The following is a 22,980-nucleotide window of genomic DNA, read 5'->3' as shown; positions in this document are numbered from 1 at the left end:
GCGACGTGGTGTGCCCTGAACTCCTTTACCTGCCAACACGAAGGAAGGCCGCTCGTGACCATCGCGCCACCCCGGCCCGATCCGTCCCCACCGGGAGCACCGGTGCGGCGCGTGCTCACCGAAGTCCTCTCACGGGCGGACCGTGTGTTCCGCCGGGTAACCACCGGCGCCGGGCTGACCATGCTGGCGATTCTCGTGGTCATCGGCTTCTTCCTCGTCTACCGGTCCGGGTCCGCCTTCGACACCAGTGGTTTCGGGTTCTTCACCACGATCCGGTTCGACCCGGCCTCGGGCGTCCTCGGCGTGCTCGGCGTGCTCTACGGGACCATCGTGGTCGCACTGATCGCGGTCCTGATCGCGGTACCGCTGAGCATCCTGGCCGCGCTGTTCATCACCGAGTACTCCAGTGGGAGGATCCGCGGGTTCCTGACCGGACTGGTCGACCTGCTCGCCGCGATCCCGAGTCTGCTGTACGGCCTGTGGGGCTTCGCCTTCCTCGGACCGCAGATCGTGCCGATCTCGCTGTGGCTCACCGAAAACCTCGGCTGGTTCCCGCTGTTCTCGGCCAAGGAGAACGCGCTTTACATCCAGTCGATGTTCATCGCGGGCCTGGTGGTCTCGCTGATGGTGCTCCCGATCACGACGTCGGTGATCCGGGAGGTGTTCGCGCAGACGCCACCCGGTGAGAAGGAGGCGGCGCTCGCACTGGGAAGTACACGCTGGGGAATGGTCAAAACGGTGATGTTGCCCTTCGGCCGGGGTGGCATCATCGGTGGTTCGATGCTCGGACTCGGTCGCGCGCTCGGCGAAACGATCGCCGTTTCCCTGCTGCTGCCGCAGGTTCCGGAAATCACGAAGCACGTCCTGCAATTCGGCGGCGCGACGATCTCCGGGTTCATCGCCAACAACTCCGGTGCGTCCGGGCTCGCGCTGTCCGGCCTGATGGCCGCGGGCCTGGTGCTGTTCGTCTTCACCCTGGCGACGAACTTCACCGCGTCGGTGATCATCTCCAGGAGCCGCTCGGGCGCGGGGGTGGACGCATGAGGGCGACCATGACTCCCCCGGTCACCCCGGCGCCGCGCAAGCTCGTCAGACGCCGTCCGTCGGAAACCACCAGGCAGGACCGTCTCGCCGCGCTCGGCTGCGCCGTGTCGGCCACGCTGCTCACCTGGTTCGTCATGCACCTGCTGCTGGATTCCCCCGGCTGGCTGGCCGACCTGATCGTCGCGTACCTGCTCTACCTGGCGATGCTCTATCTGGTGACCCGCGACCGGCTGGACAGGCTCGCCGCGTCGGACCGGCTCGTGTCCACCGTCGTCGTCACCGGCGCGCTCGTCCTGCTCGCCCCGCTGCTGTCGCTGCTGATCTACATCGTCGTCGAAGGCGCGCCCTACCTGCGCTGGAGTTTCTTCACCCACGACATGTCCACGGTCGCGCCGACCGATCCGGTGACCGACACCGGCGGCCTGCACGCGATCGTGGGAACCCTGCAGCAGACCGCGCTGACGCTGGTCCTCGTCGTCCCGCTGGGCGTGCTCACCGCCGTCTTCCTGAACGAAACCCGATCCAGGTTCCGCCGTCCGGTCCGGATCATGGTCGACGCGATGAGCGGGCTGCCATCCATTGTGGCCGGTCTGTTCGTCTACGCGGCCCTCATCATCCCCGGCATCCAGGCCGGCGTGGGTCTGTTCAGCTACAACGGCTTGATGGCCACGCTGGCCTTGACGATGGTGATGCTGCCGACCGTGACCCGCACGGTGGACGTGGTGCTCCGCCTCGTCCCGGACGGCCTGCGCGAGGCTTCCTTGGCGCTCGGCGCGAGCCGGGCGCGCACGGTCTGGTCCGTGGTACTGCCTACCGCGCGGACCGGGGTGACGACCGCCGTGATCCTCGGGATCGCCCGGGTGGCAGGCGAGACCGCGCCGCTGCTGTTCACCTCGTTCGGCACGCTCGGGATGAACGCCAACCCGTTCTCCGATCCGCAGGAGAGCATCCCGCTGTTCATCTACCGGTTCATCAAGCAACCGCTGGAGAACGTCCAGCAGCGCGGTTACGTCGGCGCGCTCGTGCTGATCCTGCTCATCTTCGGCCTGTTCGCGATCGCCAGGGTGGTGGGCCGCGACCGGTCGATGCGCAAGGCGAAAAGAATTACCGTCAAGACACAGGAGAACCGGTGACCGACACTGAAGTGTCCTACGTGGACAGTCCGGCGCGCCCGCTGGTCGAGCTGACCGGCGGGCCGCCGCCCGGCGCGGCGGAACTCGAGTCGCGTGAAATCGGCGCCTGGTTCGGTGACCGCCTGGTCCTCGAAGGGGTGTCGCTGCGGATGCCCGCCCGGGAGGTGACCGCGCTGATCGGTCCGTCCGGCTGCGGCAAGTCGACCTTCCTGCGCATCCTCAACCGCATGCACGAACTCGTGCCGTCGGCGTCGCTGACCGGTGAGGTCCTGTTGGACGGCAAGGACATCTACGCCGACGGAACGCGCCCGCAGCAGGTCCGGCTGCGGATCGGCATGGTGTTCCAGAAGCCGAACCCGTTCCCGGCGATGTCCATTCGCGACAACGTGCTGGCCGGGCTGAAACTCGCCGGCGTCAAATGCGGGGACAAGGACGCGCTGGTCGAGCAGAGCCTCGAACGGGCCGGGTTGTGGCGCGAGGTTCGTGACCGGCTGAGTTCGCCCGGCGGCGCGCTGTCCGGCGGTCAGCAGCAGCGGCTCTGCATCGCGCGATCGCTGGCCGTGCAGCCGAACGTGCTGCTGATGGACGAGCCGTGCTCCGCGCTCGACCCGACGTCGACCCGGCGGATCGAGCAGACCATCGCCGAGATCGGGCATGAGGTGACGGTCGTGATCGTCACGCACAACATGCAGCAGGCCCAACGGGTTTCGGACCACTGCGCGTTCTTCCTCGCGGCCGAGAACGAACCCGGCCGGGTGATCGAGCACGGCCCGACGGACACCATCTTCAACGCGCCGTCGGACGAACGCACCCACGACTACGTGAACGGGCGATTCGGATGATCCGCAGGCTGGCCGCGCTGGGCGGGGTCACGGTGTTGCTGTCGCTGGTGATCACTCCCGGCGCCGCGGCGCTCACCAGGATCACCGGCTCCGGGTCCAGCTACGTCGGTCCGGCGATGAACGACTGGCAGAACGGTGCGACGTCGCGCGGTATCCCGGTCAACTACTCGGCCAACAACTCACCCGCCGGGGTCAACCAGTTCGGCGACCGGACAGTCGACTTCGCCGGAACCGAGGCCGAGGTCTCCTCGCTCATCGCGGCGGGCGGTGGCGGGTTGTCCGCGCAAACCCGCGGCTACCAGTACGTACCAGATGTCGCCGGTGCGATCGCCCTGATGTACAACGTCAACGATCTCGGCGGCAAGCGCGTCGACTACCTGCACCTCAGCCGGGAGGTGATCGGCCGGATCTTCAGCCGGGACGTCACCCGCTGGAGCGACCCGGCCATCACCGCGACCAACGGCGGGAAGGCCTTGCCGGATCAGCCCATCACCCTGGTCGGCCGGACCGGCCAATCGGGAACGACGGCGTTGTTCTACGACTTCATCGCCCACGCCGCCCCCGACGCCTACCAGCGATTCGTTTCCCGCAACGTCGGCAACGGCATGGGCAACCTGCCCGACGGCGTGCGCCCCATCCAGCTTCCCGGGCAAGGACCGGACGCCGAGTGGTACCGGCTGCTCGCGGACTCGGACCAGATCGCCAAGGCGATCGACCAAGCGACCATCCCGTTCTCGATCGCCTACGACGAATTCGCCTACGCGCAGCTGTACAAGGTGCCGACGGCGTGGGTGCAGAACGGGGCCGGCCAGTACACGCAACCCTATGCGGAGAACATCGCGGCCGCACTGAAGCACGCGGAACTCCGCCAGGACCTGAGCCAGAAACTGGACAAGGTCTACTCGAACACCGATCCGAAGTCGTACCCCATCTCGGCGTACTCGTACGTGATGATGCCGTGCACCAGCGGCCGTGACACCTGCCGCGGCGGCTACGGCGACCAGGGCAAGACCGACACGATCACCGCGTTCCTCGAACACGTCGCCTGCGACGGCCAGGTCAACATGGCCCGGATCGGCTATTCGCCGCTGCCGCCGAACCTGTCGCAGGAGATCATGAACGCCAACGCGCGGCTCACCGGGCGACCGGCGAAACAGCTGAACCCGGGCAACTGCGGGAACCCGACCTTCCACGGCAGCCTCGGTGACGGCGCCGCCAGCCCGCCCGACCCGCTGGTGGCCGCCGGGATCATCAACCCGGACGGCAAACCCAAGACGGGCCCTGGCGCGGCCGCGGGTCCGTCGGCAGCCCCGAGCGCGGGCCCGGCCAGCGGCGACAAGACCGCGACGACGGCGGCCGGTCCGGACGAGGAGTCCGCGGGCGGCGGTTCGAAGAACTGGAGAGAGGCCTCTCCGGCGGCTTACGACGACGGCGGTTTCGGCGGTTTCGGGGGCTGGGCGGCGCTGGTCCTGTTGGTGGCGATCGTGGCGCCTTTGGTGGTGCGCGGGGTGATCCGGAAGGCGCGCGGATCGTAAGTGGTAAAGACGGTTAGCCTCGCGACTGCCCAGTGGAGCCGTGAGTCCCGCCACAACCGCCGCCATAGGAATCCCCTATGGGGGCCACTGACATTTCGTCTTTGCCTTTCGTTCTTCCCCGGACATACGCTTTTTCCATCGAGCGGACAATTCTTGGGATCGAAAGGAACACTGGTATGACCACGCCCGAAAACGGAACACGGGAACTCGCCGGAAAGCGGGCCCTGGTCACGGGTGGCTCCCGCGGGATCGGGGCGGCCATCGTGCGCCAGCTCCTCGACGCGGGCGCCGAGGTGCTCACGTCCGCCAGGTCGGCGACGGACACGGTGCCGGAGGGGGCTTCCTTCGTGGCGGCCGACGTACGGACGAAGGCCGGAGCGGAGGCGCTCGCCGAGGCCGCCCGGGAGGTGCTCGGCGGGGTGGACGTCCTGGTCCACAACGCGGGCGGGGCACGACCGCACCAGGGCAGCTCGGCCATCCCCGACGAGGAGTGGCAGGACGCGCTGGATCTGAACTATCTGGCGTCGGTGCGGTTGGACTCCTTGCTGGTGCCGGGAATGCGGGACCGGCGTTCGGGGGCGATCGTGCACGTCTCCTCGGCCGCGGTCCTCACCCCGGTCGGGCCGTTCCTGCACTACACCGCGGCGAAGGCGGCACTGGAGAACTACAGCCGGGGACTGGCGCTGGAGCTGGCTCCGTTCGGGATCCGGGTCAACACCGTGTCCCCCGGCCGGACGGCCACTCCCGGTGGCGAAGCGACGCGGGAGCAGTGGGCGGGCATGGGCGGGACGCCGGACCAGAGCGACATCCCCGCCGTGCCCTTGGGGCGCGACGGCCTGCCCGGCGACATCGCCGACACGGTGTCGTTCCTCGTGTCCGAGCGGGCGAGCTGGCTGACCGCGAGCACGATCATCGTCGACGGTGGCGAATTCCCCCGGGGCTGAGGCGAATCATGAACGAATACAGCGGAAAGAACGCGGTGATCACCGGCGGCGGCAGCGGAATGGGTTTCGCCGTGGCGAAACTGCTGATCGACCGCGGCGCTCGGGTGGTGATCACCGGTCGTTCCCAGACAACGCTCGACCAAGCTCGCGAAAGGCTCGGCGAGAACGCGGTAGCGGTCCGAGGCGATGTGGCGTCACTCTTCGACCTGGACGCGCTGGCCGACCGCGTGAAGGGCGAACTCGGCACGGTCGAGGCCTTGTTCGTCAACGCGGGGATCGCCCGCGCGATGCCCTTCGAGTCGATGACCGAGGAGGTGTACGACGAGCTGTTCGCGGTCAACGTCAAGGGTGCCTACTTCACCGTGCAGAAGCTCGCCCCGCTGCTGAGCACGGGCGCCGGTGTCGTCCTCACGACGTCGGTCGCGAACGCCATCGGCATGCCGGAGACCAGTGCTTACGCGGCGGGTAAGGCGGCGATGCGGTCGATGGCGCGCACCCTCGGCACCGAACTGCTGCCGCGCGGGATCCGGGTCAACGCGGTCAGTCCCGGCCCCATCGACACGGGAATCGTGCTGGAGGGGATGCCCGAGGAGGAGTTCGAGCGGTTCAAGGCGGGCCTGGTCGCGGACAACCCCATGCGGCGTTTCGGCACCCCCGGCGAGATCGCCAGGGCGGCCGCGTTCCTCGCCTTCGACGCCACCTACAGCACCGGCGTCGAGCTCGTCGTGGACGGCGGCGCCACGCAGCTCTGAGCGATCAGGAAACCCTTGAGAGGGAACCGGATTCGTGCCAGATCTCCTGACAAAGGAGTTCGAGCAGGGCGGTCTCCGCCGGGCCCGCGCCGGGCCGGAGCACGGCGATCACGGGCTGGGACACGGCCGGGAACACCGGGCGCACGAGGTGTTCCTGGTCGTGAGGCACGGCGGAGGCCGGGACCAGGGTCACCCCAAGCCCGTGGGCTGCCCAGCGCGCGGCCGTCGCCGTCTGGGACACGCGGGCGGCCGTGGTCAGGGCGGGCCCGCCGTCCGGCAGGACGGACAGCAGCACGTTGTCGAGCGCGCTGTCGCGGTCGAACCGCACCCACGGCTCGCCCGCCAGCTCGCGCAGCTCGACCCGGTCCGCGGTGAGCAGCCGGTGCCCGGCGCCCAGCACCACGACGAACTCTTCGTGGCCGAGGTGGTGGGCGTCTTCGGGGCTCTGCTCGCACGCCGCCATCAGGGCGAGGTCCAGGACGCCCTTGCGCGACAGCCGCTCCATTTCGGCGGCGCTCGGCTCCTCGAAGAGGGTGACCTCCAGCCTCGGGAAGCGGCGGCGCAGCGCACTCAGCGCACCCGGCAGCTGCCGGGTGCCGAAGCCCATCTGCACCGTGACCACCAGCTCGCCCACCAGGTCTTCGGCACCGGCCCGCGCGGTCGCCCGCGCCCGCCGCGACGCCCTCACCGCGACCTCGGCCTCACGCAGGAACGCGCGGCCGACCACGGTGGGCACCAGTCCGGTCGGGGTGCGGGCGAACAGTTTCACGCCGAGTTCCCGTTCCAGGCCGCGGATCTGCTGGGACACCGACGGCTGGGCGACGTGCAGCCGCTCGGCGGCCGCCGTCACCGAACCCTCTTCGGCGACGGCCAGGGCGTACTCGTACTGGCGAAGACTCATCGGGTTCCCTCCCTGCCATCGTTGTCATCGTAGACAAAAGGCGCGGCGGCTTCCTCCCGCGCCGCCGCGCCCTGCCTCACCCCTACGGGAACGTCAGCACGATCTTCCCCCGGCCGTGCCCCGTCTCGATCTCCCGATGCGCCGCGGCGGCCTCGCCGAACGGATACGTCCGCCGCACCAAGAACCGCAGCTCCCCCTTGGCGTACAACGACGCCAGCATCCCCAGCCGTTCGGCCGACCGCGTCCCCGTGACCACTCGCGCCCCGGCCTCGGGCGCACGGGCGTGATCGACCAGGGTGAGCACGCGGTCCGGGTTCCCGACCAGCTCCAGCGAGAGGTCGAACGCGACCCCGCCCGCCCCGTCCAGCGCCGCGTCGACACCGGACGGCGCGAGAGCACGCACCCGCTCGGCGAGGCCATCGCCGTAGACCAGCGGTTCGGCGCCGAGCGAACGGACGTAGTCCTGGTTCGCCTCACTCGCCGTCCCGATCACCCGCGCACCGCGCAGCACGGCGAGCTGGACGGCGGCCGTGCCCACCGCGCCGGCCGCACCGTGGATCAGCAGTGTCTCGCCGTGGGCGATCCGCAGGGCGTCCAACGCCAGGTACGCCGTCTGCGTCCCCGCGGTGAAGCCGCCCGCGACCTCCCACGGCATCTCCGGCGGCTTCGGCGTGACGTTCTCCGCGGGCACCACGACGTACTCGGCGTAAGCCCGCACAGCGGTGAAACCGAGCACCTCGGTCCCCGCGACGAGGCCGGTAACCCCGGAACCGGCCTCGTCGACGACCCCGGCGAATTCGTTCCCCGGGACACGCGGCCAACGCAGCTCGAGCCCGGCGGGTTCCCAGCCCGCCCGCACGGCCGCGTCGTACGGCTGCACTCCCGCCGCCTTCACCCGCACCCGGACCTCCCCCGCCCCGGCGTGCGGCTCCTCCAGCTCCAGTACCCGAAGTACCTCCGGGCCACCGGCTTCCGTGAACGCGGCCGCTTTCATCTTGTCCCTCCACTTCGTTCCCCAGCTGTCGGGACCCAGCCTGATACCTCTGGCTAACTGGAGGTCAAGAGTTGTCGGTGTGACGTTCTAAGCTGCCGACGTGACGAGCTACCGCATCTCCAGGGCAAACGCTTCCGACGCAGGCCGGTTGACCACGCTGATGCACGAATCCGATGCCTACCAAGGGGAGTACGCGCGAATTCTCGAGGGGTACCGGATCACCGAGGACTACCTCGCCACCCACCCCGCGTTCGTCGCCCACGCGCAGCGCGAGGTGGTCGGCTTCTACAGCCTCATCGAGTATCCGGCCGAGCTGGACCTGCTGTTCGTCGCCGATTCCGCCCAGGGCACCGGCATCGGCGCCTGGCTGGTCGAGCATATGCTCGGGCAGGCCGCGGACCTCGGCATGTCCGAGATCCGGGTCGTTTCCCACCCGCCGTCCACCGGTTTCTACGAGCGGATGGGCGCGCGCCGCGTCGGTATCGTCTCGCCCCAGCCGCCGAAGATCACTTGGGAGCGACCGGAACTGGTCTTCGACGTCAAGCGTCCACCGCGCGACTGAACCGGCCGATCAGTTTGCGCAGGTGCCCGGCGAATTCCGGAGAGTCGACCAGCTCGAAGTCGGCGTCGAGCAAGCCCAGATAGAGCGCCAGGTACTCCAGCGTGTCCGCACCCGCCTTGAGCAGGCAGGTCTCGTCGTCGACGGCTTCGACCACGACGGCGGGCGGCACCTTGGCGGCGGCTTCGGCGGCCGGGACGTGCAGCCGGATCGTCGCGTGGTGCCGCCACAGCGCCGCGCCCACACCACGCTGAAGGTAAGCGACTACACCGCCTTCGGGTGGTTCACGCTGCTCGAAGCGTCGCCCGTTGGGAGTACGTGGCCGCATCCGGTCCGCGCGGAAGGTGCGCCAGTCCTGCTTGTCCGCGTCCCAGCCGACGAGGTACCACCGGCGGCTCAGGTGCACGACGCGATGCGGTTCGACCTGCCTCCGCGTCTCGGATCCGTTGTGGCCCAGGTAATCGAACCGCAGGGTCTCGCGGTCACGGCAGGCGTCGGCGATGACCGTGAGCACCTCGGAATCGACCGTGGGGCCGCCGCCCTGCACCGCGAGCGTCGCGGAATTCAGTGCCTCGACGCGGCGCCGCAGCCGCGAAGGCAGCACTTGCTCCAGTTTCGCCAGGGCGCGCACTGATGTCTCCTCGATCCCCGCGATGGTCCCGCCCGCGGCCGTACGCAGGCCCATCGCCACCGCGACGGCCTCCTCGTCGTCGAGCAGCAACGGCGGCATCGCCGCGCCCGCGCCCAGGCTGTAGCCACCGGAAACGCCGGGCGTGGCGTCGACCGGGTAGCCCAGGCCGCGCAGCCGCTCGACGTCGTTCCGGATGGTCCTGGTCGTGACGCCGAGCCGGTCCGCCAGTTCCGGTCCCGTCCAGTTCCGTCTCGCCTGCAACAAGGACAGGAGCCGCAGGAGCCTCGCCGAAGTTTCCGCCATGAGTTCACCTTGTCCGCCATTGCGGAACGAACCTTTCCGCGATGGGTTCTAGCTTAACTCTCATGACCGAGATCAAGCCCTTCCGCATCGCGATCGACCAGGCCGATCTGGACGACCTCAAGGACCGCCTGAGCCGCACCCGCTGGCCGCACGAGGTCACCGGCGACTGGAGCCGTGGCGCCCCGGTCGCCTACCTCAGGGGGCTGGCCGAGTACTGGGCCGACGGCTTCGACTGGCGTGCCCAAGAGGCGGAGTTGAACGAGTTCCCGCAGTTCACCACCGAGATCGACGGCCAGACCGTCCACTTCCTGCACGTCCGCTCGACCGCCCCGGACGCGCTGCCGGTGCTCCTCACGCACGGCTGGCCGAGTTCGCCGTTCGAATTCCGGAACGTCATCGACGAGCTGAGCACCGAGTTCCACCTGGTCATCCCGTCGCTGCCCGGCTACGGCTTCTCGACGCCGGTGCGGGGACCCGGCTGGGGCAACCTGTTCCGCGTCGCCCAGGCGTGGACCACGCTGATGGATCGCCTCGGTTACGAACGCTTCGGCGTCCACGGCACCGATGCCGGCGCCGGGGTCGCGGGCATCCTGTCGATGATCGCCCCGCATCGGGTGACCGGCGTGCACCTCACCGGCACCAGCGCCGGCATGCCGTTCGGCGAGGGCGTCGACCTGGACGGCCTCGCGGAGAAGGACCGCGAACGCGGCGAGCGCTTCAACAAGTTCCAAACCAACGGCCTCGGGTACCTGCACCTCCAGGCGACGCGACCGCAGACGCTGGCCTATTCGCTGAACGATTCCCCCACCGGCCAGCTCGCGTGGATCGTGGAGAAGTTCGCCGAGTGGACCGATCCGGCCAAGGAACTGCCGGACGACGCCGTCGATCGCGATCACCTGCTGGCCTTGGTCAGCCTGTTCTGGTTCACCGGCGCGGGCGCCTCCTCCGCGCACGCCACGTACGAGGGCATGGAGGTCTATCGGCAGCTGTCCCAAGGTGGCTGGGACGACGGCGGCGAGGCGCCAACCGGACCGCCACGCGGCATCGCCGTCTTCGCCGCGGACACCACGATCCGGAGCCTCCAGGACGGTCCGCTGGATCACTGGTCCGAGTACGACACCGGTGGCCATTTCCCGGCGATGGAGGTCCCCGAGCTGCTCACCGAAGACCTCCGCACCTTCTTTCGCGGGCACCGCTGATGGCGACGGAGACGCTGAGCCCGCGTGCGCTCAACCGCGCGACCCTGGCCCGGCAGCTCCTGCTGGATCGCTCCGACCTGCCCGCCGTCGCCGCGATCGAGCACCTGGCCGGCCTCCAGGCGCAGGCGCCCGACTCGTCCTATGTGGGACTGTGGTCGCGGCTGCGGGACTTCCGGGTGGACGACCTGGCGAAGCCGCTGGTCGCCCGCGAGGTCGTCCGGTCGACGTTGATGCGGGGAACCGTGCACCTGGTGACGGCCGAAGACGGCCTCGCACTGTGGCCCACCATCAAACCGGTGGTCGAGCGCGGTTTCCTCGGCCACTACTCGCGGGAGGTCGCCGGGCTCGACCTGGCCGCGATCGCCGAAGCGGGGCGGCGGCTACTGGCCGAGCGGCCCCACACCCGCCCCGAGATCCGGACGGCCCTGGCGGACCGGTGGCCCGACGCCGATCCCGCCGTCCTCGCCTACGCGGTCAACAGCCTCCTTCCGCTGGCGCACGTGACACCGCGTGGCCTGTGGGGACAGCGCGGCCCGGTCGCGTTCTCCCTGCTCGAAGACTGGATCGGCGAGCCGATCACGGACGGCGTCTCCCTCGACGACCTGGTGCTGCGCTACCTCACGGCGTTCGGCCCGGCGACCGTCCGGGACGCGCGGATCTGGTCGGGGCTGACCAAACTCAAGGAGGTCTTCGAACGGCTCCGGCCGCGGCTGCGCACTTTCACCGACGCCGAGGGGAAGGAACTGTTCGACGTCCCGGACGCTCCACGACCCGATCCGGAGACCCCCGCTCCACCCCGGTTCCTGCCCGAGTACGACAACGTCCTGCTTTCCCACGCCGATCGCGCGCGGGTGATCCCCGACGGCCGCCGCGTGCCGTTGCCACCGGGTAACGGTGGCCGCCGGGGCACCCTGCTCGTCGATGGCGATTTCCTGGCCGTTTGGGCGATCAAAGAGGCGACTCTGACGATCGAATCGCGGAAACCGTTGCGAGATCAGGATTTGATCGCCGAGGAAGGCACACACCTACTGGAATTCGTGGTGCCGGGCGAGAGCCATGACGTACGTTTCGGCATCGACGGGTAACGGTCCGGCCTTTTGCCGTAACGAGTGGTGGCGTTCGGGCGAAGCATTGCCTCAAGAGCCTGAAGGGAGCGGGCCATGGGCAAGAACTACGGATTCATGACGGTGCTGGCGGGGCTGAGCGCGCTCGCGGTCATCGCGGTGGCGGCGGTCATGCGGTGATCGGCACGGTGGTGGGCGCGTTCTTCGGTGTCAACGCGGCATCGGCGGGACGCGTGAAAGCCGAGGAAAGCCGGGACCAGGCGACGGCCGCACTGGTGAAGGTCGCCGGCGAAGCGGACAGGGGCAGCGACGTCGCGAAGGCGGCGATGGAAGGCGTCAATTGACCGTCCTCAGTGGACTGATCAGCCCAGCGCGTCGAGCAGGACGAGGTCCGGTGGGACGAGGGTGGTGGAGAGCACCAGTTCGCGCAACAGGTTGTCGTTCAACGCGTTGCCCACCGGTTCGCCGACTTCCTCGCGCCGGAGGCCGTAAACACCTCCGGCGGACAACCGCGCCCGGACGTCGATGACGATGTGCTCGACGCGGCGGCTGGTCCACGTCTCGTCGGGGCGGAGTTCACCGAGCACCACGGCCGTCTGCCGGCGGGACAGTGGCTGCGGGTTGAGGTCGTGCAACAGGTAGCGCTGGCCGAAGACGACCAGGACCAGGCGTTCGTCCGCGCTGAGGCGCCAGCGGCGGGGCGGCACGGTGACGTCACCGTGCCGGGTGGCGGGCTGCCCGCCGTCAGGACCGGCGACGTACAACTCGAGCAGATGTTCACGGCGGCCCGAGCCGCGGACGAACAGCGGTGTGTAACCGTCGGAGAGAGGAATCGGCTCCTCGCCCTGGGACAGCCACCGGGAGTTCGGCAGGCGGATGGGCAGCTGGCCGGTGTTGCTGACCCACCAATGCCCGCCGGTGAAATTCAGCAGCCCGTGCCTGCGGCTGACCTGCAGGTCGTTCTCCCCCACACAGACGTCGACCTGCGGCCGGTTGCGCCCGAACGAGATCTCGCCGCCCTCGCCGGGATCGACGGAGACGCCGCCCGCGAGCGTGAGGGCGAACACCGCGCCAGGAGCCGACCGGGGCACGCCGAGCGCCAGGCTTTCGTGTGCCGTGGTGAGCCGCTTCATCGTGCCTCCTCCTGTCCCCGGCAGTATGCGAGCCGCCGCCGGGGAGGGGTCCCGGTGGCGTCGCTTAGGTTCAGCCTATGTCTACTCTGCGTGTGGCCGGCTTCCTGCTCGTGTCCGCCGCGGCCCTGGCCGGCTGCGGATCCGAGCCTCCGGCCGCTTCGCCGCCTGCGTCTTCGCCCACTCCTGTGTCTGCACCTTCGCCTGTGCCGTCTTCGATCGCTCCGCCGTCGTCGTCGGGCATCGCCCGGCCGGACGGCCCGCTGGTCGCCGCCGACGGCACCGACCTCAAGGCATGCCGGGACGGCGACTGCGAGGTCATCCTGAAGCCGAAGGACAAAATCGCCTTCGAAGCCCGGCTGCGTGTCACCCACATCGCGGTCGATTCCGTGTCGGCCGACGGTGTCACCCTCTCGGCCGCCCTCCCCAGCGGTACGCGATCATCCTTCAGCGGCAGCGCCGGAGCGACGAACGGAATCGCCTACACGGTGAACGCGGTCAAGGACGGCAAGGCGGTCGTGAAGTTCACGCCCAAGGCCTGATCCGTCGGAATTCCGTACTGTGGGAAGCATGATTGACTTCTCCAAGGACACCGTCTTCAAGCTCACGCCGTGCAAACCGAAGGACATCGCGCCGACGGTGCAGCCGATCATCATCCCCGGGGAAGAGATCATCTCGTCGTTCAAGGCGGTGCGCGACTTCGTGGTGTTCACGAACAAGCGGCTGATCGCGGTGAACGTCCAGGGCATGACGGGCAAGAAGAAGGACTTCACTTCGCTGCCCTACAACCGGATCCAGGCGTTCTCGATCGAAACCGCGGGCACCTTCGACCTGGACGCCGAGCTGGACCTTTGGTTCAGCGGGCTGGGAAACGTACGACTGGAGTTCCGGGGCTCGGACATCCGGGCGATCGGCCAACTGATCGCCACCCACACCCTTTAGCTCCCCCGCAAGTAGTCGACTACTTGCTTGGTCGGCAAGAGGGAGGGCGTTGGGTCCGGCGGGTCGCGAGTTGGCATGCGTGTCGCGTGCGGACGGACCTGACACTGGCATTGCCTACCTGCCCGAGAGCTGACGATGTAGGAATTGGGACGTCCAGTGTCCCAATTCCTACATCGTCGCGAGGCTACTCCGGTCCGGACCTTGGTCAACGGAAGATCGGGGACACTCAACGTCCCGATCCTCCGCTGATCAACCCCGACACGGCTGAGCGGGGAAGATTCAGGACGTCGAACCTGGATCCACCGTCGGATGTTGTTGGTTTGTCGTGTCGTGGGCGCGCAGATGCCCTCTGGCTTGGAATGATTGTTCTTGCGAAGGAAAATGATCCACTGAGCGAGAGGGCATCTGCTGGATGCGATTGTCTCATAGTGCCGGCGCGGTGTCGGTGAGGTTCGATGAAGAGAATCTCGTGTCATGCGCGGGGATCGTGCCGGTGATGCGGCTGGCCGAAAGCGTCGGTCTGGGTGAGCTGATCGAGGAGCGGGTCGATCTGGGTTGAACGTCCTGAATCTTCCCCGCTCGCCCATGCCGCAACCGCCCTTACCGCTCACGAGGGGCACTACATGTTGATCATGTGTCCCGCCAGCCCGTGCACAGCTTCCTTCACCGCTTCCCCCAAAGTCGGGTGAGCGTGCACGTTCCGCGAAATCTCGTGCACCGTAAGGTCCCACTGCTGCGCCAAAGTCAGTTCCGGCAGCAGTTCGGTCACCTCAGGACCGATCAGGTGCGCGCCCAGCAACTCGCCGTGCGTAGCGTCGCTGAGGATCTTCACGAAACCGACGGCCTCGCCGAGTCCGTGCGCTTTTCCGTTGGCGGAGAAGGGGAACTTCGCCACCTGGACGTCGAAGCCCTTTTCGCGGGCCTGCTCCTCGGTCCAGCCGAAGCTGGCGATCTGCGGCTGGCAGTAGGTCGCGCGCGGGATCATCACGAAGTCGAGTTCCATGGTCTCGGCGCCCGCGATGGTCTCGGCGGCGACGACACCCATGGACTCCGACGCGTGCGCGAGCATCAGTTTCGCGGTGACGTCGCCGATCGCGAAGAGGTGCGGGACGTTGGTGCGGCCGCGCGAGTCGATGGCGATGGCGCCGCGCTCGGTCAGTTCCACGCCGGTCTTGTCCAGACCGTATCCTTCGATCCTCGGCTGGAAACCGATGGCCTGCAACACCTTGTCCGCTTCCAGGACGCGTTGCTCGCCGTTCTTCGACACGGTGACCAGGACCTGCTCGCCGGTGTCGTCGATCGTTTCGACCTTGGTGGAGGTCAGCACCTCGATGCCGAGCTTCCGGTAGCGGCGCGCGAGTTCGGCGGAGACCTCGGCGTCTTCGAGCGGGACGATACGGTCGAGGTATTCGACGATGGTCACCTTCACGCCGTAGTTGTGCAGCACGTAGGCGAATTCGACGCCGATCGCGCCCGCGCCGGCGATGACGATGCTTTCCGGCAGCTCGTTTTCCATGATCTGCTGTTCGTAGGTGACCACGCGGTCGCTGCGCGTGGTGCCCGGCAGCAGGCGCGCGCTGGCACCGGTGGCGATCACGCAATTGTCGAAGGTGATCCGCTCGCCGTTGACCTCGATGGTGTTGGCGTCGAGGAACGTGCCGTGCCCGTCGTACTCGGTGATCTTGTTCTTCTTCATCAGGAAGTGCACGCCCTTGACGCGACCGTCCGCGACCTTGCGGCTGCGGTCGAAGGCGGCCTGGTAGTCGAAGGTGACCTGACCCTCGACCTGGATCCCGAAGGTTTTCGCCTCTTTGGTCACGATGTGCGCGAGTTCGGCGTTACGCAGCAGTGCCTTCGAGGGGATACAGCCGACGTTCAGGCAGACCCCGCCCCAGTATTTCTCCTCCACGACCGCCGCGCTCAGCCCCAGTTGCGATGCCCGGATCGCCGCCACGTACCCGCCGACACCGGCCCCCAGGACAACGACGTCATAGTGTGCACTCATACCTCGAAACCTACTCTTCACCGGGACGGTCCGAAGGGTGAGACTGCCTACTCAAGCGGGCGGCCGCGAGCCCCGGATCTCGACCAGCAGGTCGGTCACCGCGGCCATGATCCGCTCGGTCACCTCCTCAAGCACCTCACGCGACGGCGAAGGCGTCACGAGGTCCGAAAGGTCGACCGGAGGACCCGCGACCAGGTTCACCGTCTTGCGGGGGAATCCTCGTGGCAGCACGGCGTCGGACGGCAGCAGATGGTGCGTGCCCCAGTTCGCCAGCGGGACCACCGGGGCACCGGTCTCCAGCGCGATCCGCGCGATCCCGGTCTTGCCGCGCATGGGCCACCCGTCCGGGTGATCCGTGAAGGTCGCCTCCGGGAAGATGACGACGCATTCGCCCTCACGCACGGCACTGACGGCGTCGCGGTACGCGCCCGACGCCGTGGGCGCCCCGCGGTGGACCGGGATGTGCTTGCCCGAACGCATCACCGAGCCGACGACCGGCGCGCCCCACAGGCTCGCCTTGGCCAGGTAGCGCGGCACACGGCCGTGCGCGAGGCAGTACGCCGTCACCGTCGTCGGATCGGCGAACGAGAGGTGGTTCGACGCCACCAGGAAGCCACCCGTGGCGGGCAGGTGCTCGCCGCCGCGTACCCGGAACCGGGTGAACAGCACCAGGAACGGCCACACGAGGTTGATCGCGAGGCTGAACCAGAACCCCCGGCCGGCGCGGGCGAAGCGCCGGCCGAAGGCGATCATCCGGCGAAACGTGAGCAAGTCACCCGAAACGGGGGTGAGCGCGGTCCAGCGTTCACGGGGTCTCAGCACCATGGACGTAATTCGTAGCCGAACCCGCTCCTCTTCGGCTGAAACCACGCGTGAACGCGGCGCGGATCACACGCGTTCGAGGACCACCACGGGGATCTCACGGTCGGTCTTCTTCGCGTACTCGTTGTAGTCCGGCCAGACGGCGGCCAGCTTCTCCCACAGCTTCGCGCGCTCCTCACCTTCGATGGTGCGGGCCCGCGCGGTGAACTTGTCGGCCTTGACCTGGGCCTTGACCTCGGGGTTCGCCTGCAGGTTCTTGTACCAGCCCGGGTCCTCCGGCGCACCGCCCTTCGACGCCACGATGACCGGGTTGTTCTCGTCGTCGAACTGGTAGATCAGCGCGAACTTGCGGTCCTCGCCGGTCTTGCGGCCCTTGGTGGTGAGGATGAGACAGGGGGCGCCCTTCTCCCAGTCGTGGCCCACCTCGCCATCGGTCTCTTCGTAGCGACGGACGTGCTCGTCACCGAAAAGCATGTCTGCGTTCCTCTCCTCGTCCTGGGTGTACCGGCGCACTCAGTTTGACGCGAACCGGTCGGTCGTGCTGATCAACTCGTGCAGGGTGCCGGGTTCGTCGAACGCGTGACCCGAGTCGCCGACCATCACCAGTTCCGCGCCGGGCAGTACCTGGCTGAGCTCCCAGGCGGTGATGGCCGGGGTGACCACGTCGTAGCGTCCCTGGACCAGAACGCTGGGAATGCCCCGGAGCTTCCCGGCCTCGCGGAGCAGCTGATCCTCGGCCAGCCAGCCGCCGTGCCGGAAGTAGTGGTTCTCGATCCTCGCGATCGCGAGGGCGAACGAAGGATCGCTGAACGCGTCGATCACTTCCTCCTGCGGGCGCAGTTTGACCGTTTCGCCCTCCCAGCGGCTCCACGCGATCGCGGCGGGCTCGTGCACCGCCGGGTCCGGATGGTGCAGCAGTTCGTGATACACCTCGATCAAGTTCTCCTGGCGGCGCGGAAACGGCACCGGTGCCAGGAAACGCGCCCACGCCTCGGGGAAGAGGAACGCCGCTCCCCCGCCGAAGAGCCATTGCAGTTCCTTCACCCGCAACGTGGCCACACCGCGGAGGACGAGTTCGGTGACCCGCCCGGGATGCGTTTCCGCGTAGGTCAGCCCGAGCACACTCCCCCACGAACCGCCGAAGACCATCCAGTGTTCGATATCGAGATGCTCGCGCAACCGTTCGATGTCGGCGACGAGGTGCCAGGTCGTGTTGACCGAGAGATCCGCGTCCGGAGTGGCGCAGTTCGGCGTGCTGCGCCCGCAGCCGCGCTGATCGAAAAGAACTATCCGATACCGCTCGGGATCGAACAGTCTGCGATGTCTCGCGTTCGCCCCGCTTCCGGGGCCACCGTGGAGGAAGATCACGGGTTTGCCCGCGGGGTCGCCGCATTCCTCCCAATAGATCTCATTGCCGTCACCGACAGGCAACATCCCTTGGACGTAAGGTTCGATTTCCGGGTAAAGGCCGAGCATATCCGCCACTATGCCCCAAACGTCAGCTTGGAGGATCGATGAAGGCCCGCCCCCACGTGACGCTGGAAGATGTGGCGCGTACCGCGGACGTGTCGCTCGCGACCGCGTCCCGCGTCCTCAACGGCACCGCCACCGTCCGGGGGGATCTCCGCGAACGGGTGATCGCCGCGGCGGCCGACCTCTCCTACACCCCCAACGCGCACGCTCAGGCGCTGGCCGGTGGCTCACAGCCGACCGTCGGGGTGATCTGCCACGACGTCGGCGACCCGTACTTCGCCGCCATCGCGGGCGGCATCATGCGCGTCGCGAGTGAGAACGACCTCCTGGTGATGCTGGCGAGTACGTTCCGCGACCCGGCCAAGGAGGTCGCCTACGTCTCCACGCTGCGCGCCCAGCGCGCGTCGGCGATCCTGTTGATCGGCTCCGCCTTCGAGGACAAGACGTGGGAGAAGGCGATGGCCGCCGAACTCGAGCCGTACCGGCGCGGCGGCGGCCACGTCGCCGCGGTCAGCAGGCACCGGGGGCTCAAAGTGGACACCGTGCAACCCGACAACCGGGGCGGCGGCGCCGAACTGGCGAAGGCACTGCTGGACCTGGGACACCGGCGGTTCGCCGTACTCGCCGGGCCGAGGAGCCTGACCACGGTCGTCGACAGGCTCGACGGTTTCGCGGCGGAACTGCGGGAGCACGGCGTCGAACTCCACGAGGACGATGTCGCCGAGGCGGCGTTCACCCGCGACGGGGGCTACGAGGCGATGGAGAAGGTCCTCGCCCGGCCGCGGAAGCAGTGGCCGACGTGTGTGTTCGCGGTGACCGACGTGATGGCGATCGGCGCGATGGCGGCACTGCGCGACGCCGGGGTCTCCGTGCCCGGTGAAATGTCGATCGCCGGTTTCGACGACATCCCGGTAGTGCGCGATCTCACGCCGTCGCTGAGCACGGTCGCGCTGCCGCTGGAGAAGCTGGGTGAACGGGCCATGGACCTGGCACTCAAGGCCTCCCCCGGCACGCGGCCTCGAGTCGTGCGGATGTCCGGCGAGGTCGTCCTGCGCCTCAGCACCGCCGCTCGCCCTCGCTGAAACCCTTGTGTGCGGCCCATGAGGTGACTTACCGTGGCACGAGAAAGCGCTTTCTCAACCCCGCGCCACGGAGACCCGATGACCTTGATCGCCCTGCCCACCGCCGACGGCGGACTGGTGGAGTGGACGCCGCGAGGGGCGGAAACGCCCGCGAAACCGGCATCACCTCCGACCTCCCGGATCGCCTACGCGGCCGCACACGTGGTGGCCGACCCGCTCGCCGCCGCCGATCCCGAAGAAGGCGCGGTCCTGGACTGGGACACGACACTCGCCTTCCGCGAGCACCTGTGGTCCTGCGGTCTCGGCGTGGCCGAGGCGATGGACACCGCGCAACGCGGGATGGGCTTGGACTGGGGCAGGATCCAGGACCTCATCCGGCGCACCGGCGCGCTCGCCGACGGGCGGCCGTGGGTCGCCGGGGTCGGCACCGACCAGCTCCCCGGCGGCGACGCCACCGCGGCGTCCATTGTGGACGCCTGGCGTGAGCAGCTGGACCTGGTCGGCGAGGCCGGGGCGATCCCGGTCGTGATGGCCAGCCGGGCACTGGCCGCTTCGGCGTCCGGCCCCGAGGATTACCACGCCGCGTACGGGAAACTGCTCTCCGGCGCGGACCGTCCGGTCCTGCTGCATTGGCTGGGCGAGCAGTTCGACCCGGCACTCGCGGGCTACTGGGGCCACGGCGACGTCCGTGAGGCCGCCAAGGAACTGGGCAGGCTCTGCACCGACCACGCCGGCGCGATCGCGGGCGTCAAGGTTTCGGTGCTCGACGCGTCGATCGAGACCGAGTTCCGCCGCGCGCTGCCCGAAGGCGTCGTGTGCTATACCGGCGACGACTTCAACTACCCGGAACTGATCGCCGGGGACGAGCAGGGCCACAGTGAAGCACTTCTGGGTATCTTCGACGCCGTCGCCCAGGTCGCCGGCGCCGCGCTCGCGCGGCTCGACGAAGACGACACGGCCGGATTCCACGACCTGCTGGACCCGACGGTGGCGCTCAGCCGGGCGATCTTCCGCGCCCCCACGAGGAACTACAAGACCGGCGTCGTCTTCCTCGCCTATCTCAACGGGCACCAGGATCACTTCCGGATGGTCGCGGGCCGCGAGTCGGCCCGGTCCATCACGCATCTGGCCGAACTGCTGCGCCTGGCGGACACCGCCGGGGCGCTCACCGACCCGGATCTCGCCGTCGCGCGGATGCGGCCGCTGCTGGCCGCGGCGGGGGTGGCCTGATGGACCGCTTGAGCCTCAACCAGATCACTACCAAGGCGTGGTCGCTACCGGAAGCCGTCGCGGGCTGCGCCAAGGCGGGCGTCCGCTGGATCGGCCTGTGGCGGGACAAGGTCGCCGAGACCGGCGTCGAGGAGACGGCCCGGCTGCTCAAGGAGTACGACGTCGGCGTGTCGTCGTTGTGCCGCGGCGGTTTCTTCACCGGGATCACCCCGGAAGGGTCCCCTGTGGATGGTGTCGCGCAGACCCGCGAGGCGATCGACGAAGCGGCCGCGCTGGGCGCGGACGTTCTCGTACTCGTCGTCGGCGGGGTGAACGGTGACCTCGCGACGTCGAGGCAGCGCGTCGCCGACGCGGTCGGCGAGTTGGCGCCCTACGCCGGTGAGCGCGGGGTCCGTCTTGGCCTGGAACCCCTGCATCCCATGCAGTGCGCCGAACGTTCGGTTCTGTCCACTGTGGATCAGGCGCTGGCGATCGCGCTGGAGCATCCGGCCGACCAGGTCGGCGTGATCGTCGACGAGTTCCACGTGTGGTGGGACCCGCGGATCGAGGAGTCGATCGCCGCGGCGACCGGGCGGATCGCCGGATTCCACGTCTGCGACCAGAAGGTGCCCCTGACCGACACCCTGCTCGGCCGCGCGCTGCCCGGTGACGGCCCGATCGACCACCGGCGGCTGAAGACGTGTGTCGAGGCCGCCGGGTACACCGGGCCGATCGAGGTCGAGGTGTTCGACGCCGATCTCTGGCGGCGTCCCGGCGGCGAGGTCCTCGCGGAGACCGTCAGGGCGTATCGCGACCACGTTTCCTGACGAAAGTAAGGGTCACCGCTGCCCAAGGTGGGCTGCCGGGGCAGCCGCGATTTCCTACCGTTCGCGGTATGAATCAACGGCTGCTCTGGTGGCTGGGCACAGCGCTGCTCCTGCTCGCCGTCCACACCGACTGGAACGTTCCCTTCGCCGCGTGGGTATTCCCGGTCTTCCTGCTCCGCTACGCGCGGCGGGCGCCCATCCGGCGCGCGGCCCTGATGGTCGGGCTCTCCCTGCTGATCGGGCAACTTTTCTGGCTCGGTGTCACCGGGCTGATCTTCGTGCTGCCGGCGCTGCTCGCCTTCACCCTGCTGGTCCTGCTGCAGACGACCGCGTTCGTGGCCGACCGCCTGCTCGCCGAACGCGCCGGACCGCTGAGGACCCTGGTGTTCCCGGCGACACTGGTGGCAGGCGAGTACCTCTTCACCCTCATCACCGGATTCGGGGACTTCGGTGCGCTCGGCAGCACCCAGTCCGGGAATCTGCCGCTGCTCCAGGCCGCGTCGGTGACTGGCGTGTACGGCCTCACCTTCGTCCTCGCGTGGTTCGCCTCGGTGGTGAACACCGGTTGGGCGGAAGGGTGGCCGCGGGTCAGGCGCACGGTCCTCGTCCACGTTTGCCTGCTGGGCCTGGTGTTCGCCGCCGGTGGCGCGCGCTTGCTGTTCGACGCGCCCACGACACAGACGGTGCGGATCGCGGGGATCAGTCCATCATCCGACGCGGACCGGGCAAGTTCCGACGCACTGGAGCGGATCGGCGTGAAGTATTGGCGTGCCGAAGAAGTCAACGCGGCCGACCCGGTCGCGGTCGGTGCCGCCTTCGCGCCGATCACCGATGATCTCGTGACCAGGACACGACAGCTGGCGTCGGCGGGGGCGAAGATCGTGGTCTGGCCGGAAACCCATGCCAGAGTGCTGGAGCGAGACCAGGCCGCGTTGCTGGAGCGGGTCGGCACCGAGGCGAAGCAGGCGGGTATCCACGTAGAACTCGCCTACGCGCTCTACACCGCGCAGGCTCCCCACATCCGGAATGTGGCCGTGCTCGTCGGGCCGGCCGGCGAGGTGTCGTGGACCTACGACAAGGCACATCCGACGCCGATGGAACCGATGACTCCCGGCCCCGGCGTCGTGCCCACCGCGGATTCGCCGTACGGGCGGCTCGCGACGGTCATCTGCTACGACGCGGATTACCCCGGCCTGATGCGACAGGCCGCGGACAAGGGGACCGCGCTGATGCTCGTCCCCGCCAACGATTGGCCGGGATTCGGCTCACTGCACGCGGAAAAGGCGGTGTTCCGCGCGGTGGAAAACGGTTACTCGATCTTCCGGCACTCCACGCACGGAAATTCCACAGCCGTGGACGGTCAGGGCCGGGTACTCGGGAACGCCGACCACGCCCGGACCGATCAGCAGACGCTCCTCGCGGATCTGCCGGTACAGCCGCGAACACAGACCGTGTACGGCTCGATCGGCGACGTGTTCGCCTGGCTGTGCCTCGCCTTCGCCGCCCTCTGTCCTTTATGGACGTACAGCCGGAAGCGCACAGGCAACCGTTAGCGCCCTGTTACAGAAAGGGTGGCGTTCGTAACGTCT

The 22,980-nt window shown here is 68.5% G+C and carries 24 protein-coding genes; 16 read left to right on the top strand and 8 right to left on the bottom strand.

What is annotated here, in order from left to right; genetic code table 11:
• Positions 1-54 precede the first annotated feature (54 nt).
• The 6 genes from pstC (at position 55) to ACM6LR_RS25240 (ending at position 6,250) form a co-directional block, all read left to right on the top strand.
• A complete protein-coding gene (pstC, locus tag ACM6LR_RS25265; RefSeq protein WP_414940996.1) occupies positions 55-1,044 on the top strand; it encodes a phosphate ABC transporter permease subunit PstC in 990 nt (329 codons plus the stop codon).
• Positions 1,041-2,177 (top strand): phosphate ABC transporter permease PstA, encoded by a 1,137-nt coding sequence (gene pstA, locus ACM6LR_RS25260; protein ID WP_414944622.1) that lies wholly within the window; start codon positions 1,041-1,043, stop codon positions 2,175-2,177. The genes pstC and pstA overlap by 4 nt, the downstream gene beginning before the upstream one ends.
• 41 nt (positions 2,178-2,218) lie before the next feature.
• Positions 2,219-3,019: a phosphate ABC transporter ATP-binding protein gene (locus ACM6LR_RS25255; protein WP_414941190.1), complete on the top strand. Its 801-nt coding sequence runs from the start codon at positions 2,219-2,221 to the stop codon at positions 3,017-3,019.
• Complete coding sequence (locus ACM6LR_RS25250) at positions 3,016-4,554, top strand: substrate-binding domain-containing protein (protein WP_414940998.1); 1,539 nt, start codon at positions 3,016-3,018, stop codon at positions 4,552-4,554. The genes ACM6LR_RS25255 and ACM6LR_RS25250 overlap by 4 nt, the downstream gene beginning before the upstream one ends.
• A 176-nt stretch (positions 4,555-4,730) precedes the next feature.
• Positions 4,731-5,498 carry an oxidoreductase gene (locus ACM6LR_RS25245; RefSeq protein ID WP_414941000.1) on the top strand — a complete coding sequence of 256 codons (768 nt, stop codon included), beginning with the start codon at positions 4,731-4,733 and terminating at the stop codon, positions 5,496-5,498.
• 8 nt (positions 5,499-5,506) lie between these two features.
• On the top strand, positions 5,507-6,250 hold the full coding sequence (locus tag ACM6LR_RS25240; RefSeq protein ID WP_414941001.1) for an SDR family oxidoreductase: 744 nt from the start codon (positions 5,507-5,509) through the stop codon (positions 6,248-6,250).
• A gap of 4 nt (positions 6,251-6,254) precedes the next feature.
• Here ACM6LR_RS25240 and ACM6LR_RS25235 read toward each other — a convergent pair whose 3' ends face one another.
• A complete protein-coding gene (locus tag ACM6LR_RS25235) occupies positions 6,255-7,151 on the bottom strand; it encodes a LysR family transcriptional regulator (protein ID WP_414941002.1) in 897 nt (298 codons plus the stop codon).
• A gap of 82 nt (positions 7,152-7,233) precedes the next feature.
• Complete coding sequence (locus tag ACM6LR_RS25230) at positions 7,234-8,145, bottom strand: NADP-dependent oxidoreductase (protein WP_414941003.1); 912 nt, start codon at positions 8,143-8,145, stop codon at positions 7,234-7,236.
• 100 nt (positions 8,146-8,245) lie between these two features.
• On the opposite strand from ACM6LR_RS25230, the gene ACM6LR_RS25225 reads away from it, so the two are divergent.
• Positions 8,246-8,707, top strand: coding sequence for a GNAT family N-acetyltransferase (locus ACM6LR_RS25225; RefSeq protein WP_414941004.1), 462 nt, complete (start codon positions 8,246-8,248; stop codon positions 8,705-8,707).
• Here the strand turns inward: ACM6LR_RS25225 and ACM6LR_RS25220 are convergent.
• Positions 8,685-9,638, bottom strand: a complete 954-nt coding sequence (locus ACM6LR_RS25220; RefSeq protein WP_414941005.1) for a helix-turn-helix transcriptional regulator — start codon at positions 9,636-9,638, stop codon at positions 8,685-8,687. The genes ACM6LR_RS25225 and ACM6LR_RS25220 overlap by 23 nt on opposite strands.
• 62 nt (positions 9,639-9,700) lie before the next feature.
• Between ACM6LR_RS25220 and ACM6LR_RS25215 the strand changes: the two genes are divergently transcribed.
• From ACM6LR_RS25215 to ACM6LR_RS25205, 3 genes are all read left to right on the top strand, one after another.
• The gene (locus ACM6LR_RS25215) at positions 9,701-10,837 is read left to right on the top strand and encodes an epoxide hydrolase family protein (RefSeq protein WP_414941007.1); all 1,137 of its coding nucleotides are present in this window, start codon (positions 9,701-9,703) and stop codon (positions 10,835-10,837) included.
• A complete protein-coding gene (locus ACM6LR_RS25210) occupies positions 10,837-11,922 on the top strand; it encodes a winged helix DNA-binding domain-containing protein (protein WP_414944621.1) in 1,086 nt (361 codons plus the stop codon). The genes ACM6LR_RS25215 and ACM6LR_RS25210 overlap by 1 nt, the downstream gene beginning before the upstream one ends.
• 155 nt (positions 11,923-12,077) lie before the next feature.
• Positions 12,078-12,245: a hypothetical protein gene (locus tag ACM6LR_RS25205; RefSeq protein ID WP_414941009.1), complete on the top strand. Its 168-nt coding sequence runs from the start codon at positions 12,078-12,080 to the stop codon at positions 12,243-12,245.
• An 18-nt stretch (positions 12,246-12,263) separates the two neighbouring features.
• On the opposite strand, the gene ACM6LR_RS25200 is transcribed toward ACM6LR_RS25205, so the two are convergent.
• Positions 12,264-13,034: an FHA domain-containing protein gene (locus ACM6LR_RS25200; RefSeq protein WP_414941010.1), complete on the bottom strand. Its 771-nt coding sequence runs from the start codon at positions 13,032-13,034 to the stop codon at positions 12,264-12,266.
• Positions 13,035-13,237: 203 nt separating this feature from the next.
• Between ACM6LR_RS25200 and ACM6LR_RS25195 the strand changes: the two genes are divergently transcribed.
• Positions 13,238-13,573 carry a hypothetical protein gene (locus ACM6LR_RS25195; protein ID WP_414941012.1) on the top strand — a complete coding sequence of 112 codons (336 nt, stop codon included), beginning with the start codon at positions 13,238-13,240 and terminating at the stop codon, positions 13,571-13,573.
• A 28-nt stretch (positions 13,574-13,601) separates the two neighbouring features.
• The gene (locus tag ACM6LR_RS25190; protein ID WP_026467493.1) at positions 13,602-13,973 is read left to right on the top strand and encodes a PH domain-containing protein; all 372 of its coding nucleotides are present in this window, start codon (positions 13,602-13,604) and stop codon (positions 13,971-13,973) included.
• A gap of 619 nt (positions 13,974-14,592) precedes the next feature.
• On the opposite strand, the gene lpdA is transcribed toward ACM6LR_RS25190, so the two are convergent.
• From lpdA to pip, 4 genes are all read right to left on the bottom strand, one after another.
• Positions 14,593-15,978, bottom strand: a complete 1,386-nt coding sequence (lpdA, locus tag ACM6LR_RS25185; RefSeq protein WP_414941013.1) for a dihydrolipoyl dehydrogenase — start codon at positions 15,976-15,978, stop codon at positions 14,593-14,595.
• Between the two features lie 51 nt (positions 15,979-16,029).
• Entirely contained in the window at positions 16,030-16,803 is a 774-nt protein-coding gene (locus ACM6LR_RS25180; protein ID WP_414941014.1) for a lysophospholipid acyltransferase family protein, read from the bottom strand.
• Positions 16,804-16,866: 63 nt separating this feature from the next.
• On the bottom strand, positions 16,867-17,274 hold the full coding sequence (locus tag ACM6LR_RS25175; protein WP_414941016.1) for a nitroreductase family deazaflavin-dependent oxidoreductase: 408 nt from the start codon (positions 17,272-17,274) through the stop codon (positions 16,867-16,869).
• Between the two features lie 39 nt (positions 17,275-17,313).
• Positions 17,314-18,276, bottom strand: a complete 963-nt coding sequence (pip, locus tag ACM6LR_RS25170; RefSeq protein WP_414941017.1) for a prolyl aminopeptidase — start codon at positions 18,274-18,276, stop codon at positions 17,314-17,316.
• A gap of 38 nt (positions 18,277-18,314) precedes the next feature.
• Here pip and ACM6LR_RS25165 point away from each other — a divergent pair, with 38 nt between their 5' ends.
• From ACM6LR_RS25165 to ACM6LR_RS25150, 4 genes are all read left to right on the top strand, one after another.
• Positions 18,315-19,355, top strand: a complete 1,041-nt coding sequence (locus ACM6LR_RS25165) for a LacI family DNA-binding transcriptional regulator (RefSeq protein ID WP_414944620.1) — start codon at positions 18,315-18,317, stop codon at positions 19,353-19,355.
• Positions 19,356-19,433: 78 nt separating this feature from the next.
• Positions 19,434-20,585, top strand: coding sequence for a dihydrodipicolinate synthase family protein (locus ACM6LR_RS25160; RefSeq protein ID WP_414941019.1), 1,152 nt, complete (start codon positions 19,434-19,436; stop codon positions 20,583-20,585).
• The gene (locus tag ACM6LR_RS25155; protein ID WP_414941020.1) at positions 20,585-21,391 is read left to right on the top strand and encodes a sugar phosphate isomerase/epimerase family protein; all 807 of its coding nucleotides are present in this window, start codon (positions 20,585-20,587) and stop codon (positions 21,389-21,391) included. Before ACM6LR_RS25160 ends, ACM6LR_RS25155 begins: the two co-directional genes overlap by 1 nt.
• 68 nt (positions 21,392-21,459) lie before the next feature.
• Complete coding sequence (locus tag ACM6LR_RS25150) at positions 21,460-22,944, top strand: apolipoprotein N-acyltransferase (RefSeq protein WP_414944619.1); 1,485 nt, start codon at positions 21,460-21,462, stop codon at positions 22,942-22,944.
• The last annotated feature ends 36 nt before the right edge of the window (positions 22,945-22,980 follow it).

Source organism: Amycolatopsis sp. cmx-11-32 (assembly GCF_047608695.1).
In the GTDB taxonomy this organism is placed as follows: Bacteria; Actinomycetota; Actinomycetes; order Mycobacteriales; family Pseudonocardiaceae; genus Amycolatopsis.
The sequence above is the reverse complement of the archived record's forward strand: the minus strand, read 5'-3'. Positions and strand labels throughout refer to the sequence as shown.

Excerpts from the sequence above, each read along its gene's own strand:
- ACM6LR_RS25250 (WP_414940998.1), top strand. The coding sequence starts at position 3,016 with ATGATCCGCAGGCTGGCCGCGCTGGGCGGGGTCACGGTGTTGCTGTCG.
- ACM6LR_RS25230 (WP_414941003.1), bottom strand. The coding sequence starts at position 8,145 with ATGAAAGCGGCCGCGTTCACGGAAGCCGGTGGCCCGGAGGTACTTCGG.
- ACM6LR_RS25215 (WP_414941007.1), top strand. The coding sequence starts at position 9,701 with ATGACCGAGATCAAGCCCTTCCGCATCGCGATCGACCAGGCCGATCTG.
- ACM6LR_RS25235 (WP_414941002.1), bottom strand. The coding sequence starts at position 7,151 with ATGAGTCTTCGCCAGTACGAGTACGCCCTGGCCGTCGCCGAAGAGGGT.
- ACM6LR_RS25160 (WP_414941019.1), top strand. The coding sequence starts at position 19,434 with ATGACCTTGATCGCCCTGCCCACCGCCGACGGCGGACTGGTGGAGTGG.
- ACM6LR_RS25245 (WP_414941000.1), top strand. The coding sequence starts at position 4,731 with ATGACCACGCCCGAAAACGGAACACGGGAACTCGCCGGAAAGCGGGCC.
- pstA (WP_414944622.1), top strand. The coding sequence starts at position 1,041 with ATGAGGGCGACCATGACTCCCCCGGTCACCCCGGCGCCGCGCAAGCTC.
- ACM6LR_RS25190 (WP_026467493.1), top strand. The coding sequence starts at position 13,602 with ATGATTGACTTCTCCAAGGACACCGTCTTCAAGCTCACGCCGTGCAAA.
- ACM6LR_RS25155 (WP_414941020.1), top strand. The coding sequence starts at position 20,585 with ATGGACCGCTTGAGCCTCAACCAGATCACTACCAAGGCGTGGTCGCTA.
- lpdA (WP_414941013.1), bottom strand. The coding sequence starts at position 15,978 with ATGAGTGCACACTATGACGTCGTTGTCCTGGGGGCCGGTGTCGGCGGG.
- ACM6LR_RS25210 (WP_414944621.1), top strand. The coding sequence starts at position 10,837 with ATGGCGACGGAGACGCTGAGCCCGCGTGCGCTCAACCGCGCGACCCTG.
- ACM6LR_RS25150 (WP_414944619.1), top strand. The coding sequence starts at position 21,460 with ATGAATCAACGGCTGCTCTGGTGGCTGGGCACAGCGCTGCTCCTGCTC.
- ACM6LR_RS25165 (WP_414944620.1), top strand. The coding sequence starts at position 18,315 with ATGAAGGCCCGCCCCCACGTGACGCTGGAAGATGTGGCGCGTACCGCG.
- pip (WP_414941017.1), bottom strand. The coding sequence starts at position 18,276 with ATGCTCGGCCTTTACCCGGAAATCGAACCTTACGTCCAAGGGATGTTG.
- ACM6LR_RS25180 (WP_414941014.1), bottom strand. The coding sequence starts at position 16,803 with ATGGTGCTGAGACCCCGTGAACGCTGGACCGCGCTCACCCCCGTTTCG.
- ACM6LR_RS25220 (WP_414941005.1), bottom strand. The coding sequence starts at position 9,638 with ATGGCGGAAACTTCGGCGAGGCTCCTGCGGCTCCTGTCCTTGTTGCAG.
- ACM6LR_RS25200 (WP_414941010.1), bottom strand. The coding sequence starts at position 13,034 with ATGAAGCGGCTCACCACGGCACACGAAAGCCTGGCGCTCGGCGTGCCC.
- ACM6LR_RS25175 (WP_414941016.1), bottom strand. The coding sequence starts at position 17,274 with ATGCTTTTCGGTGACGAGCACGTCCGTCGCTACGAAGAGACCGATGGC.
- ACM6LR_RS25240 (WP_414941001.1), top strand. The coding sequence starts at position 5,507 with ATGAACGAATACAGCGGAAAGAACGCGGTGATCACCGGCGGCGGCAGC.